Raw genomic sequence first — 14,767 nt, 5'->3', positions numbered from 1 at the left:
TCGGGTTGATGGTGCGGAGGGTAGGAGAACCCCATTGCTGAAAGCTCTCCCCCCTAAGAACCGTGCGTGCGACTTTCACCGCACACGGCTCAAGCATAATAAAAGTCCCTATGCAGGGACCGGCTTCGCAACGTGTAAATCGTTTGCGTGCACATTTATATGGCAATTTGGGTGCAATAATACGCGATTTCCAAGGGCCTCGGAACCACCTGCCACACGGTATTCCATGTGGTGGTCATGCCATCCGGTTTCCATGTTCATCTCGTATCCACACAGAGCGCACAAGCCACGTTGGTCGAGGTAGAGCTTGGCCCACTCACGCCGGTAAGACATGTTTTTCAACATGCGTTCCTGCCGAAGGGTTTCGCCGTACAGTTCCCATTGCGGATCGTAGGGGTGATAGCCGCCCTTGATTTTCGTGTGACGCAGAATCGCCGTACCTGGTAACGAGTACAGTTCCTTCATGGTCTTATTGCCATTCTTTGTGACAACGTCCGCTGCAAACACCCGATTTCCACTCTCGGTTGGGCGCCAATATCGGTCGCGTATCCAACTGTCGGTTTTCTTCGGATGCCTGCGCATGGCCCAGCGACGAAGCCGCCAGTACAGCAGCGACTCCATCGTCGAAAACGCCTCCTTGGCGACTACAGGGCTGTGATATTGCGCCCAGCCCCGCAGCATGGGGTTTAGCAATCGAATGAGATTCTCCTGCTTCGCCCCGATGTTTTCGCTAATCGTCTTCCTCAGCTTTTCATAGAACGTTTTCATGTTCTTCTTGCTTGGCTTGATGAGTAGTGTCCCGGAATATTTTCGGAAGTTCCACCCCAGGAAGTCGAAGCCCTCATCGATGTGCACGAGCTTGGTTTTGGCACTGGACAGTCGCAATCCCCTGACTGCAAGAAATGCTTCGATCCATGGCCTGATTTCCGTTTCCAGCAATTCCTTCGATCCACTGGTAACGACAAAATCGTCCGCATATCGCACGACACCGACTTTAAGCTTGCCTGCCTTTGACTTGCCGAATTTCGCACCGAGGTGCGCAATCAGTTCAGTCTCCAGCCCGTTCAACGTCCAATTCGCAAGGGCAGGGCTGATGATGCCGCCCTGTGGCGTTCCAGCTGTGGTTGCCATCAATTGCTTCCGGTCAATTACCCCGGATTTCAGCCATTTAGACAGGATCGACTTATCCATGAAGACATTGTCGACCAGCCATTGATGGTTGATATTGTCGAAAAAACCTTTGATATCCGCATCCAACACCCAGGTTGCCGAGACTTTCCGGCAGGTCTGGAGAAAAATTTGCGACATCGCATCGGCCGTTGAGCGATTTCTGCGAAACCCGTATGAGTTGGGATCACTCAGCGTTTCCAAGACCGGATCAAAGGCCAGCAGGTGAAGCGCCTGCATCGCCCGGTCCCGCATGGTAGGGATGCCCAGTGGGCGCATCTTTCCATTTGACTTGGGAATAAAGACCCTCCGTAATGGCAGGGGCCGATAGCCTTGTTTCTTCAACTGCGCAATGGCAGCGAACTTCTGCGTTGCTGAGTCCCACAACTGCTGGTCCACGCCTGCGGTTCGTTTGCCTTGATTCTCTGTCACTCGTTTGACTGCCAGCGCCTTCGCGCTGAACGAGTGGGTTAGCCACCTTTGCAGCGCTTTCGCCTTGCGCCAGTCGCCTTCCTGTGTAGCCTTCGTTAATCGATGCTGCATGGCTCTCACGTTGCGTTGTACGAGCCGCCAGTTGATGGCGACCCATTCGGTTGGCACGTGCGAGGACGCAGAACCGGCAAGACTGCTGGCGGTTACTTTCATGCTGAACCTCGTGTAGTTGCTCCGACGAGACACAGCGCATCCCCGAAGGGTGAGCTGCATCCCTTCGGGGTGGTTGAAAATGATGACTGCCTGGAGCCAGTACAGTCGTATGACGACTATTACACCAGATGGAAGTGGGCACCCTTTCAAGCCGGGACAAATCTTGAATCCCTATCCGGACCATTACAGCCCGGCATTCGCTTTCTCCATCCTCCTCTACCCGCTCCCCCAAGGGCGTGCCTTGCGGTTTGCTTGCCGCTATCTCGGTTCTTTGATCGAGCGGCAGGGAATCGGGCTTACCACGTTCCCAACGATATCGACGCGACAGCTACATCGCGACTGGCTGTTTAGGGCCCATCTTTCCCCCGGTGGCTGAATGACGACGTATCCCCAGAATCCACGGAGGTAACCAGCCACGTACCGTTTGGTTTAGGCCTGCCAGCAGCTTTGGCCTATTAATATTTACGAGGGTTCAGACGATGGTTCACATAACATTGCCCTTGCAGCACTCACCTAGCCCCTGGACCGCATCGCTGCTCGCAGTCTCCAGCCAAGCGTTCGCACGCCGGGCTGCCGAAAAAGAATGGGGGTACGTTGTCCCTGAGGCTTTGCACCCCGCCGTTACCGGCGACGCACACTCAAGTAGGTGACAGATGGTCGTACATCCGGTCATGGCAGCAGTTGCAACACTGAAGCATGACAAGATATCGAAGAGTTTCACTCGGGTATGACTCGGCTGAGAGAAAACCGAGTCTTGCAGAAAACTGTTGAAATATAGAAAATTGTAAGCAAATGTAAAATATCCACAAGCTTTGCAAATAAACTACAGTTTCAATGTTTTTTGTAAACAAAAACAGGCAAAGGGATAGCTACTCGCCGGTGATGCGGCGGGCGTATAAGACTGACAAGCCACGTTCTCGCAGCGTGTCTTGTTTTGCCAAGAATGGGTATTCCGGGGAGCCCCTCACTGTTTTATCACTGGTAAACCAGTGATTGCCTGCGCAGTTCCTGCGCTGCTAGTCGTTACTGCTACGTTGCGACCGGGGCCAGCTACCCGAGCTTTAAGGCGTGTCGCACAGATTCCCATATAATAAGGGATTCAAATCAAAAAATCGCCTGTCATGGTGCTTGCCCCTTCCAATTCATGAGCTGGTTTTCGGCCTCCCCCCCTTCGCAGCGCTGGGCTTTCGCCATCAGCGCGCTCGTCGCCGCCACGACGGTGCCTGTCCACGCCCAGAAAGCACCGCGTCCGGTGCATGTGGAAGATCCCGACGCGCCCACCGTCATGACGGCGAACAGCATGAACGGTCGTCCCGAAAGGGAGGTCAATCTCGACCAGAATGTCGTGATTGAGCGCGGAAAAACCACAAAAATGACGGCCGATACAGCTTGTTACAAACAAGTTGAAGATCAGTTCGATGCCGAGGGCCATATCAAGATGTGGCGTTTCGGCGATTACTATACGGGCGACGTCTTGAAACTGAACATGGAGACCGGCAAGGGTTTCCTGCTCAACCCGACGTACCGCTTTGAAGTGGGCGGCGGCCAGGGCAAGGCCGAACGCGTCGATTTCATCAATCCCGACGAAGCCACTGTCATCGACGGCACGTACAGTACCTGCGAAGGGCCGAATCCGGACTGGTACTTGAAATCGAGCACCTTGAACCTCGACACGGGCCGCGACGTGGGCACCGGCAGCAAGACCATCATCTATTTCAAGGACGTGCCGATCCTGGGCACGCCGGGCATTTCGTTTTCGCTGTCGGGTGCGCGCCGCTCGGGCTGGCTGGCGCCCACGCCGGGCTTTGCCTCGAAGAACGGTTTCGAGCTGCTGATGCCGTATTACGTGAACATCGCGCCGAACCGCGACCTGACCCTGTTCCCGCGCTATATCCAGCGACGCGGTATCCAGCTCGGTGCGACGGGCCGCTACATGGGCGAGACGGATGCCGGCCTGTACCAGGGCGAAACGTCGTTCGAGTTCTTGCCTAACGACAAGCAAACCAAGACCAACCGCTACATGATCAAGTCCAAGCATGAGCAGGCGCTGGCCAAGGGCTGGAGTTACAGCTGGGATCTGCGCGAGGCGTCCGACAATAATTACCCGAACGATTTCTCGAAAACCGTCGCCACCGCCACCGAGCGCCAGTTGCTGCGCGAATTGCGCACCGATTACCGCACCGAGGACTGGAACCTGACGGCGCGCGTGCAGAATTACCAGGTGCTGCAGGATCCCGATCCCAACGTGGTCGTGCCGCGCCCGTATGACCGTTTGCCAGCGGTAAACTTCCACGCTGGCAAATACGACGTCTGGGGCGGCTTCGACTGGAGCTTCGATGCGGAAGCGACGCGCTTCGCGCATCCGACCCAGGTGCAAGGCTCGCGCTTTGTAGCCGTGCCGCAGGTGAGTTTCCCCATCATGCGCCCTGGTTACTTCGTCACGCCCAAGCTGATGCTCAATGCGAGCGCGTATCAGCTCGACAATGACGCCAGGACCAAGGCGCTGTTTAAAACCACCTCGTTTACGCGCGCCGTGCCGACGTTCTCGGTCGACAGCGGCCTGGTGTTTGAACGCGACACGAATCTGTTCGGCGCCAAGGGCGGCACGCAAACCCTGGAGCCGCGCCTGTTCTATGTCTACACGCCGTACCGCGACCAGTCGCAGTTTCCGAACTTCGATACGGCCGAGGGCACATTCAACCTGACGCAGATTTTCACTGAAAACCGTTTTGTCGGCAGCGACCGCATCGGCGACGCCAACCAGGTCACGGCCGCCGTCGTCTCGCGCTTCCTGCAGTCGGACGGCACGGAGCGCATGCGCCTGACCTTCGGCCAGCGTTTCTATTTTGCCGACCAGCGCGTGCAGCTCAATTCGACGACGCCCGTTAACCAGTCGCGCTCGGATATCCTGCTGGCCGCGACGGGCCGCGTGTCCGAGACTTGGACCGCCGACAGCCTGGTGCAGTACAATCCCAGCGATCGCCGCCTGATGAGCTACAACTACACCTTGCAATATCAGCCAGGGCCGAAGAAGGTATTGAATTTCAGTAACCGTTTTCAGCGTGATGTGCTGCGCAACGCGGAAGTGTCGACGCAATGGCCGTTGACGGACCGCCTGTATGGCGTGGGGCGCATCAGCTACTCCATCAAGGATCGCAGCATGCTGGAAAGCCTGGTCGGCCTGGAATACAAGGGCGACTGCTGGGTGTTCCGCATGGGTGCGCAGCGTTTCGTGACGACGACCAAGACTGTCTCGACGCCGATCTTCTTCCAGCTGGAATTGACGGGCTTGTCGAATGGCCTGGGCCTAGGCGCGAATGGCTTGGAAACTTTTACAAAAACCATCCCTGGTTACCAGACACTGAGCCAGCCACTCCGTTAAGATAGGCACCGTTGCCGCCGCCGGTGTTCCCGGCGCCGGCACAAACCGGTTTTTTTATTCACCTGAACTCATGAGCGCTCTACACATTATGCGTAATGCCAGTATGCACCAACTCAAAATTGCAACGGTTTTGTTGTGCGCCATTTCCGGCGCCACGACCAGTAGTGTCTGGGCGCAACAGGCTGCGCCAGCTCCTGTGGCCAAGCCCGCTGCCGCGGCCCCAGCGCCGGTCAAGGGATTCACGCCCCCCGCCTCGAGCAGTGGCCAGACCATCGACTCCATCGCCGTCGTCGTCAATGACGATGTGATTACGCGCAATGAAGTGGCGGCCCGTATCAAGAGCGTGGAGCAGCGCATGAAAGCGCAGAACGTGCCCTTGCCCGATCCGGCCGACCTGCGTCGTCAATTGCTTGAGCGCATGATTGTCGAGCGCGCACAAATGCAGCTGGCCAAGGAAATGGGCGTCCGCGTGGATGACCTGACCCTGGACCGCGCGATTGGCCGTATTGCGGAACAGCAAAAGATGACGGTGCAAGAGCTGCGCAACCAGATGGAAAAGGAAGGCACGCCGTTTGCAACCTTCCGCGAAGAAATCCGCGATGAAATCATCATGCAGCGCCTGCGCGAACATGAAGTCGACGCGAAGATCCAGATTTCCGATTCCGAAGTGGATAACTTCCTGGAGGCGGAAAAAGCGGCGGCCAGCGAACAGGTCGAGCTGAACCTGGCGCAGATTCTCGTGCGCATCCCGGAAAACTCGAGCCCCGAACAGATCGCCGCACGCCGCGCGCGCGCCGAAGAAGTCAGCCGCCAGCTGCGCACGGGCGCCGATTTCGCCAAGATGGCAGCCACCTATTCCGACGCCAGCGATGCGCTGAGCGGCGGCGATATCGGCTGGCGCCATAGCGACCGTCTGCCGCCATTGTTCACGGAACAGTTGCTGAAATTGAAGCCGGGCCAGATCACGCCTATCATCAAGAGCAACACGGGCTTCCATATCCTGAAGCTGGTGGACCGCCGCAGCGCTGCCGAGGCGCAAGCCGTCGCCGCCGTGCAGCAGACGCATGCCCGCCACATCCTGCTGAAAGTGACGCCGACCCTGTCGGCGGCCGAAGCCAAGCGTAAATTGCTGGAATTGAAAGAGCGCCTCGACAACAAGGCCGCCAAGTTCGAAGACCTGGCCCGTTTGTTCTCGAACGACGGTTCCGCGGCCAAGGGCGGCGACCTGGGCTGGCTGTATCCAGGCGACACCGTGCCGGAATTCGAGACGGCGATGAATGCGCTGAAGCCGGGCGAAGTGAGCGAGCCGATTGAATCGAGCTTTGGCTTCCACCTGATCGAAGTGCTGGAACGCAAGAGCGACGACGTATCGAAAGAGAAGCAGCGCGCTGCGGCACGCAACGCCTTGCGCGAACGCAAGCTGGAAGAAGCGACGGAAAACTGGGCGCGCGAAGTACGCGACCGTGCTTACGTCGAATTCCGCGCGGAAGACCAGTAATGCGGCTGACTGATTGCGCATGAGTAACTTGCCCCTTGCACGCCGCCCGGCCATCGCCATTACCTGTGGCGAACCGGCCGGTGTCGGCCCGGAAATTTCCATCCGCGCCGCCTGGGCCATGCGGCATGAGGTCAACTGCATCCTGCTGGGCGACGCCGCCTTCCTGGCGCTGACGGCCAGCCTGATCGACCCGGAGATTCGCCTGGCGGCGCTGTCGCTGCAAGCCGTGCGCAACAGCGGCCTGCCCCAGTTCGGTCCCGGCCGCCTGGCCGTGATCGATATTCCCACCGTGAACAATGTCATTCCCGGCGTGCTGGACAAGGAAAACGGGCGTTCCGTGCTCGCCACCCTGGACGCGGCCGTGGAAGGCATCGAAGCGGGCTGGTTTGGCGCCATGGTCACGGCGCCCTTGCAAAAGAGCACGATCAACGACGCCGGCGTGGCCTTTTCCGGCCACACGGAATACCTGGCAGAAAAAACCGGCACGCCGCAAGTGGTGATGATGCTGGCCGGCGAACCCGGCCATGGCGAACCGACCCTGCGTGTGGCGCTGGCTACCACGCATCTGCCTTTGAAGGACGTGTCGGCCGCCATCACCATGGACAGCCTGGCCGTCACCCTTGATATCCTCCAGACGGACCTGCAACAGAAATTCGGCATCGCCGCGCCGCGCATCCTCGTCACCGGCCTGAACCCGCACGCGGGCGAGGGCGGCTATCTGGGACGCGAGGAAATCGATGTCATCACCCCGGCGATTGCCGCGGCGCAAGCGCGCGGCATCGATGCGCGCGGACCGTACCCTGCCGACACCCTGTTCCAGCACAAATACCTGGCAGACGCCGACTGCGTGCTGGCCATGTACCACGACCAGGGCTTGCCCGTGCTGAAATATGCGACCTTCGGGCGCGGCATCAATATTACCCTGGGCTTGCCGCTGATCCGCACCTCGGTCGACCACGGCACGGCGCTGGACCTGGCCGCGCAAGGGCTGGGGCTGGCCGATGGCCACAGCATGGAGCAGGCGCTGCAAACGGCGCTCGACATGTTGCGCGCCAGCACTCCGACCATAGCATAGCGCGTAGGTCGGGTTAGCCGGCACGGCGTAACCCGACACTGCTTGCCCAACCGATCCCGCCGGCCTGTGCCGGCTTTACCGCATTGATAGAAAACACATTATGAAACACGTTGCCCGCAAACGCTTTGGCCAGAACTTCCTGCATGACCGCTTCGTCCTCGACGACATCACGGCCGCCATCGGGCCGCAGCCGGACGATGCCATGGTCGAGATCGGCCCCGGCCTGGGCGCCATGACGGAGCAATTGCTGCGCCACCTGAAGCAGATGCACGTGGTCGAGCTGGACCGCGACCTGATCGTGCGCCTGGAAAAGACCTTCAATCCGGCCAAGCTGACGATCCACTCGGGCGATGCGCTGAAATTCGATTTCGCGCAAATCCCCGTGCCGGCCGGCCAGAAGCTGCGCATCGTGGGCAACTTGCCATACAACATTTCCAGCCCCCTGCTGTTCCACTTGGCGGACTTCGCGCCGCTGGTGCAGGACCAGCATTTCATGCTGCAAAAGGAAGTGGTCGAGCGCATGGTGGCCGAGCCGGGCAGCAAGGCGTATGGCCGCCTGTCCGTGATGCTGCAGTGGCGCTACAAGATGTCGCTGCTGTTCATCGTGCCGCCGACGGCCTTCGATCCGCCGCCGAAAGTGGAATCGGCCATCGTGCGCATGATCCCCGTGGCCGAGCGCCTGGCATGCGACCAGGCGACCCTGGAAGCCGTCGTCATGAAGGCCTTCTCGCAGCGCCGCAAGGTGATCCGCAACTGCCTGGCCGGCATGTTTACGGAAGAGCAGATCAAGGCGGCAGGCATCGACCCGACCCTGCGTCCGGAAACCGTGGGCCTGGAACAGTATGTGGCCTTGGCGAATTTGCTCAAAGCAGCGCAGTAATCGCAAAGGCTGGGGTCAGACCCTCTCCACCACCAGCGTCTGAGCAGGCGTCGACGCGAGCGGGGGTCTGACCCCGGCAGTGGCAATCAAAACCACTGGTCGACCTGCTGCAAATCCTGCCGCAGCGCTGAAAAACAGTCGTCCACGTGGTGGTTGCGGCTGATTTCATTGCGCCGCATCAGGGCAATCTTGCGCTTGCATGTGGGCTGGCGCAGCGGCGCCACGTGCAGGTCCTCGTCGTTGAGGAAGGTCGTGTACAGGCTGGGCATGATGCCCACGGCGATGCCGGCGCGCACCACGCCGTACAGCGACTCGCTGTGTATCATCTGGTACAGGCTCGACGGGCTCAAGCCATGCTGGCGCAGCGCGCTGGAGGCGAACTCCCAGATGCTGCCCTTGGTGAACACGACGATTTCCTGGCCTGCCAGCTGGTCCCAGCGCACTTCCTTCAGCGGCGCCAGCGCATGGCGTCCCGCCGTCACCAGCACCAGCTCGTCTTCGAACAGGCCCACGCTTTCCAGCGACACGGAACCGGGCACTTCGATGCCCACGCAAAAGTCCAGCTGGCCCGAATGCAGGGCGTGCAGCAAGCCGTCGTTGGGCATGTCCGACAGAACGATTTCCACTTCATCGCCATGCTGCTCGCAGTAGCGCGCCACCACGACGGCCGTCATCGCCATGGCCGACGGGATGGCGCCGATGCGGATGCGGTGCCGGCCGCTGCCGATGGCGCGCTGGATATCGGCAAAAGTGTTGCTTGCCGTATTCAATAAATGCGTGGCGTAGTCGAGCGCCAGCTTGCCTTCGCGCGTCAATTCCAGCTGGTGGGTTGTGCGGTTAAACAACTTTTTTCCCAGCTGATTTTCCAGCAGCTTGATCGATGCGCTGAGGGCCGGCTGGGTCACGCACAATTCCTGTGCAGCCTTGCTGAAGCTGTTTACCCGGGCGAGGGTGGCAAACGCTTGCAAATGTCGTAAGGAAATCTTCTTGCTCAGTTCATGCATGGGTTTGCTTATTAGAAAAAGTAATGGATTTATAAAAATAAACAAATTTTCTTATCCTGCAATTTACCATATTCTGGACTGGTCTTAACTTGTCTTGAAGGCAACAATCTTCGGAGAAGCGCTTGCCAGGCGGCGCCGGTACTCGCGGCAGCGGGCCATGCAAGGGACGCATCAATAAAATAATTCCAAAAAAAACTCAGGGTTTATTCTTTTTAGGGTGGCGGCGATGAACAAATGGATGACGGGAACGATGGTAGTGGGGGGCTTGCTGGCGGCGCACGGCGTGGCGCAGGCGCAAAGCAGCGTGCAAGTGTATGGCTTGCTGTCGGCCGGTATCGGCTATGTATCGGATGAGGGTAACGGCAGCCGCACGCATGCGCTGAGCGGCACGAACCAGAATCCCCGCATCGGTTTCCGCGGCCAGGAAGACCTGGGCAACGGCACCAAGGCTGTCTTCGTGCTGGAAAACGGTTTTAACGTCATGACGGGCACGGCCTCGCAAAGCGGCCGCCTGTTCGGCCGCCAGTCGTATGTGGGTTTGTCCAGCAACGACAAGGGCACCTTGACCTTGGGGCGCCAGTACGAAGCCGTCAAGGATCTGCTGGGTCCCGTGGTCATCGCCAGTAACGGCGTGCACATCGGCGATAACGACAATGGCTACAACAACCTGCGCGTGCAAAACGCCGTCAAGTATGTGAGCCCGAACATCAGCAACCTGTCGTTTACGGGCTTGTACGGCTTCAGCGAAAACCCGGAAGACTCGAACCGCAACCGCGTCTACAGCATGGGCGCCGGCTACAAGGTCGATGCCTTCAGCTGGGCCGTCGCCTACACCAAGATGGATCGCCCGAACAGTCCGGACGCGCCGAATGGCGCCATCGGCAATGACTACGGCAGCTCCCTGTTGATCTTCAACAAGAGCGCCGTCAAGGGCGCGGGCGTGGACAGCCAGGCCATCGCCGGCACGGGAGGCTTTTATAATGTGGGCAAGACCAAGTTCGGCGCGCTGTACACCAACGTGCGCTACCACTACCTGGATCAAAGCAATCTGACCTTGCAAAACGTGGACTTGAACGTGAACCACAAGCTGACGGAAGCGCTGAACCTGGGCGCCTCGTATTTCTATACCACCGGTAAATATGACGTGATCAACAAGACGCCGAAATGGCATCAGGTCAACTTCCAGGCCGATTACTTCCTGTCCAAGCGCACCGATGTCGCCATCACCTGGAGCTACCAGAAAGCGGCCGGCGATGCGACGTTCGCCCGCGTGTTCGGCTTTGGCGCCTCGGGCGGCAAGACGCAGAGCGTCCTGATCGCTGGCATGCGCCATTATTTCTGACACTGATTCATCTTTACAGGCGCTGTCCCCAGCGCCGTTCCTGAAAGGAAGCATCTTGAAAAAGCACCTCATGTTGGCGTTGAGCCTAGGCTTGCTGGCCAACGCCGCCCACGCGGAAAAACGCGAGCTGGTCATTTCGGCCTACCCGATTGCCCAGCCCTTGTTCATGAAGTATGTGTACGAGCCGTTCAAGGCCAAATGCGGTTGCGATATCAAGGTGGAAACGGGGAATAACGCGGACCGTATCGCCAAGCTGGTGGTGCACGCCAAGAACCCGGTGATCGACCTGGTGCTGCTGTCCGATTCCGGCATGCTGGAAGCGGCGCAAAAAGGCGTCATCCAGCCCATGGATTACTCCAAGCTGAGCAATTACAAAGCCTTGTACGACGTGGCGAAAAACCCCATCGGCGGCAATTTCGCCGTCGGCTACACCCTGTATTCCGTGGGCCTGGTCTACCGCAGCGACAAGATCGCCCCGCTGACGTCCTGGAAGGACCTGTGGCGCCCTGAACTGAAGGGCCGTGTGGCCTTCCCCGACGTGAGCACCACGCAGGGGCCGTTGATGCTGCGCATGGCCGATGCGGCCTGGGGCGGCAAGACGGACGACTACGCGACCGGCTTTGCCAAGATCGTCGGCATGAAGGGCAACGTCGTCACGTTCTCGAAAAACAGCGCGCAGCTGGCGGCATTGTTCGCCCAGGATGAAATCTGGGCCGCGCCCGTGGCGCGCTTTACGTGGTCGCAAATGCTCAAGACGGGCCTGCCCCTGAAGTGGAGCATCCCGGCCGAAGGCCAGGCGGCCGGCATGAACGTGATGGGTATCGTCGCCGGCTCGAAGAACGCGGACCTGGCCTACCAGCTGATGGATTTCTGGCTGTCCAAGGAAGTGCAGACGCAGCTGGCGACCAACCTGGTCGACTCGCCCGTCAACAAGGACGTGCGCCTGTCGGTGGCGGCCGCGCAATTCAATACCTATGGCGCAGACCAGATCAATTCGCTGAAATTCGTCAAGCCGGAAACCATCATCAAACAGCGCAGCAACTGGATGACGCAGTGGAACAAGGCCATGAGCAAATAGTGGTGACGAGGAGAGAACACCATGTTTGCTGATCCAAAAAAGCGTCTGGGACTGTTGCTGGTCCTGCCGGCGCTGATCTTTATCGTCGTCTGCTTCCTGCTGCCCGTGCTGGCCTTGCTGGTCGACGCCTTCCGCGTCGGCGACGGCATGCAGTGGGGCGTGGACCGCTTCGTCGACTTCTTCTCGCAGGAATTCAACCGCACCATCTTCTGGCGCACCTTGCGCATCGCCGCGCTGGTGACCCTGGCGTCCATCATCCTCGGCTACCCAGCCGCGCAAGCCGTGGCGCGCGTGTCGCCGAAATGGCGCGGCCTGGTGGTGGGCATGATGATCCTGCCGCTGATGGTCTCGCCGATCGCGCGCACCTACGCCTGGATCGTGCTGCTGGGCCGTAACGGCGCCCTCAACGCGGCGCTCGTCAACATGGGCTTCACGGAAGAGCCGCTGCGCTTGCTGTTCAGTGAATTTGCCGTCTTTGTCGGCCTGCTGCAACTGCTGCTGCCATTGATGCTGATGTCCTTGGCGGGCGCGCTGGAAAACCTGCCGCGCGACGTGGAACCGGCTGCCGCCACCCTGGGCGCCAATCCTTGGCAAGTGTTTTGCAAGGTCACCCTGCCGCTAACGCAGGAAGGCCTGGTCGTCGGCGGCACGCTCGTCTTTACGGGCTGCGTGACGGCTTACGTGACGCCGGCCCTCCTGGGCGGCACCAAGGTGCTGATGCTGGAAACGCTGCTGTACCAGAAGGTCAGCGTGGAGAGCGATTTCGGCGCCGCGAATGTCATCGCCGTCATCCTCGTCTGCATGACCCTGCTGGTCAACGCCGGCCTTAAACGTATTTCCTCGAGCCGGAGTTCCGTATGAAAGAAAGCTTGTTTTCACGTGCCGTTTTATGGCTGGTGTTCCTGTTCCTGCTGGGGCCTTTCGCCATCGTCGTACTGGCGGGCTTTTCCGGCGGCGAAACCCTGGCCTTCCCGCCCGAGTCGTACTCGCTGCGTTGGATCATCGAAGTATGGTCGGCGCCCGAGTTCCGTCGCGCCTTCCAGACCAGCCTGGAAATCGGCCTGATCGCTACCGTCATCGCGCTGCTGCTGGGCATCCCCGTCGCGTATGCGTTTTCGCGCATGCCACCACCGGGCATCGGCGCCATCCGGCAAATCCTGACGTCGCCGCTGATCATTCCCGCCATCCTGGTCGGCCTGGGCTTGCTGCACCACCTGGTCCTGACCATCAATGCGCCCGTGTATATGGGCCTGTTGATCGGCCATATCGCGCTGTTGATTCCGTATTCGGTGCGCGTCGTGTACGCCAGCCTGGTCAACCTGCGCGTGGATATCGAAGATGCCGCCATCACCCTGGGCGCGTCGCGCCTGCGGGCGTTTTTCATGATCGTGCTGCCGAATATCCGCAACGCCGTGATCGCCGCCTTCTTCCTCGCCTTCGTCACCTCGTTCAACCAGGTGCCCGTCTCGCTGTTCCTGACGGGCCCCGGCATCAGCACCTTGCCGATCGAGATGCTGGGCCACATGGAAAACAGCTTCGACCCGTCGATCGCTGCCCTGTCGACCTTGCTGGTCTTGTTCACCATGGCCTTCGTGATGGTGACCGAGAAGGTGCTGGGCATTTCTAAATACATGTAAGAGGCAACACACCATGAGTTATCTGGAACTGCACAAGCTGAACCTCGGCTACGCCAAGAACACGACGTCCGTGAAAGACCTGGACCTGCACGTCGAGCAGGGCGAACTGATTTCCCTGCTGGGCCCCAGCGGCTGCGGCAAAACGACCACCATGCGCGCCATCGCCGGCCTGATGCCGCTGCAGTCGGGCCGTATCGTGCTCGACGGCCGCGAGATCGGCAAGCTGGCGCCGAACAAGCGCAATATCGGCATGGTGTTCCAATCGTATGCGCTGTTCCCGCACTTGAACGTGTACGACAACATCGCCTTTGGCCTGCGCCTGCGCAAGGTGGCGCCGGCCCTGCTGAAAACCAAAGTGGAAGCCGTGATCGCCGCCGTGGGACTGACGGGTTTTGAAACCCGCTTGCCGGCGCAGATGTCCGGCGGCCAGCAGCAGCGCGTGGCGCTGGCGCGCGCCATCGTCGTCGAGCCGGCCCTGCTGCTGCTGGACGAGCCGCTGTCGAACCTGGACGCCAAGCTGCGCGTGCAGATGCGCGCCGAACTGCGCCGCATCCAGCGCGAACTGGGCATCACCATGCTGTACGTGACGCATGACCAGGAAGAGGCGCTGGCCCTGTCCGACCGCATCGTCGTCATGAATGGCGGGCGCATCGAGCAGCTGGCCGCGCCGGAAGCCGTCTTCAATACGCCGTCGACGCGTTTCGTTGCCAACTTCATGGGCTTTGAAAACCTGTTCGACTACCGCGACGGCGCGCTGCACCACGCGGGCGCCAGCCTGCCGTACACGTCTCCCGTCGCTGCCGGCACCACGGTGCTGGGCTGGCGTCCGGACAAGGTGCGCGTCTGCGCCGCCGACGACGCGGCAGGTAACTACCCCGGCACCGTGCTGGCGCGCGGCTTCCTCGGCGACACCGTCGAATATCTGCTGCAAACACCGCTGGGCCAGGTCAAGGGCATCTGCGCGGCCGGTGGCGCCGCCTGGCGCGAAGGCACGGCCGTCTCGTTCGTGCTGCCTGCCGACAGCGCCCTGTGTTTGGCTGCGTAACCTCGTTTGGAATC

11 protein-coding genes are annotated in these 14,767 nt (G+C 59.9%); 9 read left to right on the top strand and 2 right to left on the bottom strand.

What is annotated here, in order from left to right:
• Positions 1 to 108: 108 nt before the first annotated feature.
• A complete protein-coding gene (gene ltrA, locus ASN89_RS01510) occupies positions 109 to 1,812 on the bottom strand; it encodes a group II intron reverse transcriptase/maturase (RefSeq protein WP_058048052.1) in 1,704 nt (567 codons plus the stop codon).
• A gap of 1,144 nt (positions 1,813 to 2,956) precedes the next feature.
• Between ltrA and ASN89_RS01505 the strand changes: the two genes are divergently transcribed.
• The 4 genes from ASN89_RS01505 to rsmA all read left to right on the top strand — a co-directional run bounded on the left by ASN89_RS01505 (position 2,957) and on the right by rsmA (position 8,647).
• The gene (locus ASN89_RS01505) at positions 2,957 to 5,194 is read left to right on the top strand and encodes an LPS-assembly protein LptD (protein ID WP_058048028.1); all 2,238 of its coding nucleotides are present in this window, start codon (positions 2,957 to 2,959) and stop codon (positions 5,192 to 5,194) included.
• A gap of 103 nt (positions 5,195 to 5,297) precedes the next feature.
• Positions 5,298 to 6,692, top strand: coding sequence for a peptidylprolyl isomerase (locus ASN89_RS01500; protein ID WP_235501824.1), 1,395 nt, complete (start codon positions 5,298 to 5,300; stop codon positions 6,690 to 6,692).
• 19 nt (positions 6,693 to 6,711) lie between these two features.
• On the top strand, positions 6,712 to 7,767 hold the full coding sequence (gene pdxA, locus ASN89_RS01495) for a 4-hydroxythreonine-4-phosphate dehydrogenase PdxA (RefSeq protein WP_058048026.1): 1,056 nt from the start codon (positions 6,712 to 6,714) through the stop codon (positions 7,765 to 7,767).
• Between the two features lie 100 nt (positions 7,768 to 7,867).
• Complete coding sequence (rsmA, locus tag ASN89_RS01490) at positions 7,868 to 8,647, top strand: 16S rRNA (adenine(1518)-N(6)/adenine(1519)-N(6))-dimethyltransferase RsmA (protein WP_046684488.1); 780 nt, start codon at positions 7,868 to 7,870, stop codon at positions 8,645 to 8,647.
• Between the two features lie 86 nt (positions 8,648 to 8,733).
• Here rsmA and ASN89_RS01485 read toward each other — a convergent pair whose 3' ends face one another.
• Positions 8,734 to 9,651 carry a LysR family transcriptional regulator gene (locus ASN89_RS01485; RefSeq protein ID WP_034745670.1) on the bottom strand — a complete coding sequence of 306 codons (918 nt, stop codon included), beginning with the start codon at positions 9,649 to 9,651 and terminating at the stop codon, positions 8,734 to 8,736.
• A gap of 226 nt (positions 9,652 to 9,877) precedes the next feature.
• Between ASN89_RS01485 and ASN89_RS01480 the strand changes: the two genes are divergently transcribed.
• Genes ASN89_RS01480 through ASN89_RS01460 form a run of 5 tightly spaced genes read left to right on the top strand, consistent with a single transcriptional unit; the run spans position 9,878 to position 14,753 of the window.
• A complete protein-coding gene (locus ASN89_RS01480) occupies positions 9,878 to 10,993 on the top strand; it encodes a porin (protein WP_235432932.1) in 1,116 nt (371 codons plus the stop codon).
• 55 nt (positions 10,994 to 11,048) lie between these two features.
• Positions 11,049 to 12,071, top strand: coding sequence for an ABC transporter substrate-binding protein (locus ASN89_RS01475; RefSeq protein ID WP_235501823.1), 1,023 nt, complete (start codon positions 11,049 to 11,051; stop codon positions 12,069 to 12,071).
• A gap of 21 nt (positions 12,072 to 12,092) precedes the next feature.
• Positions 12,093 to 12,932, top strand: a complete 840-nt coding sequence (locus tag ASN89_RS01470; RefSeq protein ID WP_046684486.1) for an ABC transporter permease — start codon at positions 12,093 to 12,095, stop codon at positions 12,930 to 12,932.
• Positions 12,929 to 13,708 carry an ABC transporter permease gene (locus ASN89_RS01465; RefSeq protein ID WP_058048024.1) on the top strand — a complete coding sequence of 260 codons (780 nt, stop codon included), beginning with the start codon at positions 12,929 to 12,931 and terminating at the stop codon, positions 13,706 to 13,708. The genes ASN89_RS01470 and ASN89_RS01465 overlap by 4 nt, the downstream gene beginning before the upstream one ends.
• Before the next feature lie 13 nt (positions 13,709 to 13,721).
• A complete protein-coding gene (locus tag ASN89_RS01460) occupies positions 13,722 to 14,753 on the top strand; it encodes an ABC transporter ATP-binding protein (protein ID WP_058048023.1) in 1,032 nt (343 codons plus the stop codon).
• Positions 14,754 to 14,767 lie beyond the last annotated feature (14 nt).

It is taken from the genome of Janthinobacterium sp. Ant5-2-1, from assembly GCF_001445815.1.
In the GTDB taxonomy this organism is placed as follows: domain Bacteria; phylum Pseudomonadota; class Gammaproteobacteria; order Burkholderiales; family Burkholderiaceae_D; genus Janthinobacterium; species Janthinobacterium lividum_E.
This window is presented reverse-complemented; position numbering and strand designations above follow the sequence as displayed.

Bases quoted from the DNA above. Each gene is read 5' to 3' on its own strand.
- ASN89_RS01485 (WP_034745670.1), bottom strand. From the start codon at position 9,651: ATGCATGAACTGAGCAAGAAGATTTCCTTACGACATTTGCAAGCGTTT.
- ASN89_RS01500 (WP_235501824.1), top strand. From the start codon at position 5,298: ATGCACCAACTCAAAATTGCAACGGTTTTGTTGTGCGCCATTTCCGGC.
- ASN89_RS01470 (WP_046684486.1), top strand. From the start codon at position 12,093: ATGTTTGCTGATCCAAAAAAGCGTCTGGGACTGTTGCTGGTCCTGCCG.
- ASN89_RS01465 (WP_058048024.1), top strand. From the start codon at position 12,929: ATGAAAGAAAGCTTGTTTTCACGTGCCGTTTTATGGCTGGTGTTCCTG.
- pdxA (WP_058048026.1), top strand. From the start codon at position 6,712: ATGAGTAACTTGCCCCTTGCACGCCGCCCGGCCATCGCCATTACCTGT.
- ASN89_RS01505 (WP_058048028.1), top strand. From the start codon at position 2,957: ATGAGCTGGTTTTCGGCCTCCCCCCCTTCGCAGCGCTGGGCTTTCGCC.
- ltrA (WP_058048052.1), bottom strand. From the start codon at position 1,812: ATGAAAGTAACCGCCAGCAGTCTTGCCGGTTCTGCGTCCTCGCACGTG.
- ASN89_RS01480 (WP_235432932.1), top strand. From the start codon at position 9,878: ATGAACAAATGGATGACGGGAACGATGGTAGTGGGGGGCTTGCTGGCG.
- ASN89_RS01460 (WP_058048023.1), top strand. From the start codon at position 13,722: ATGAGTTATCTGGAACTGCACAAGCTGAACCTCGGCTACGCCAAGAAC.
- rsmA (WP_046684488.1), top strand. From the start codon at position 7,868: ATGAAACACGTTGCCCGCAAACGCTTTGGCCAGAACTTCCTGCATGAC.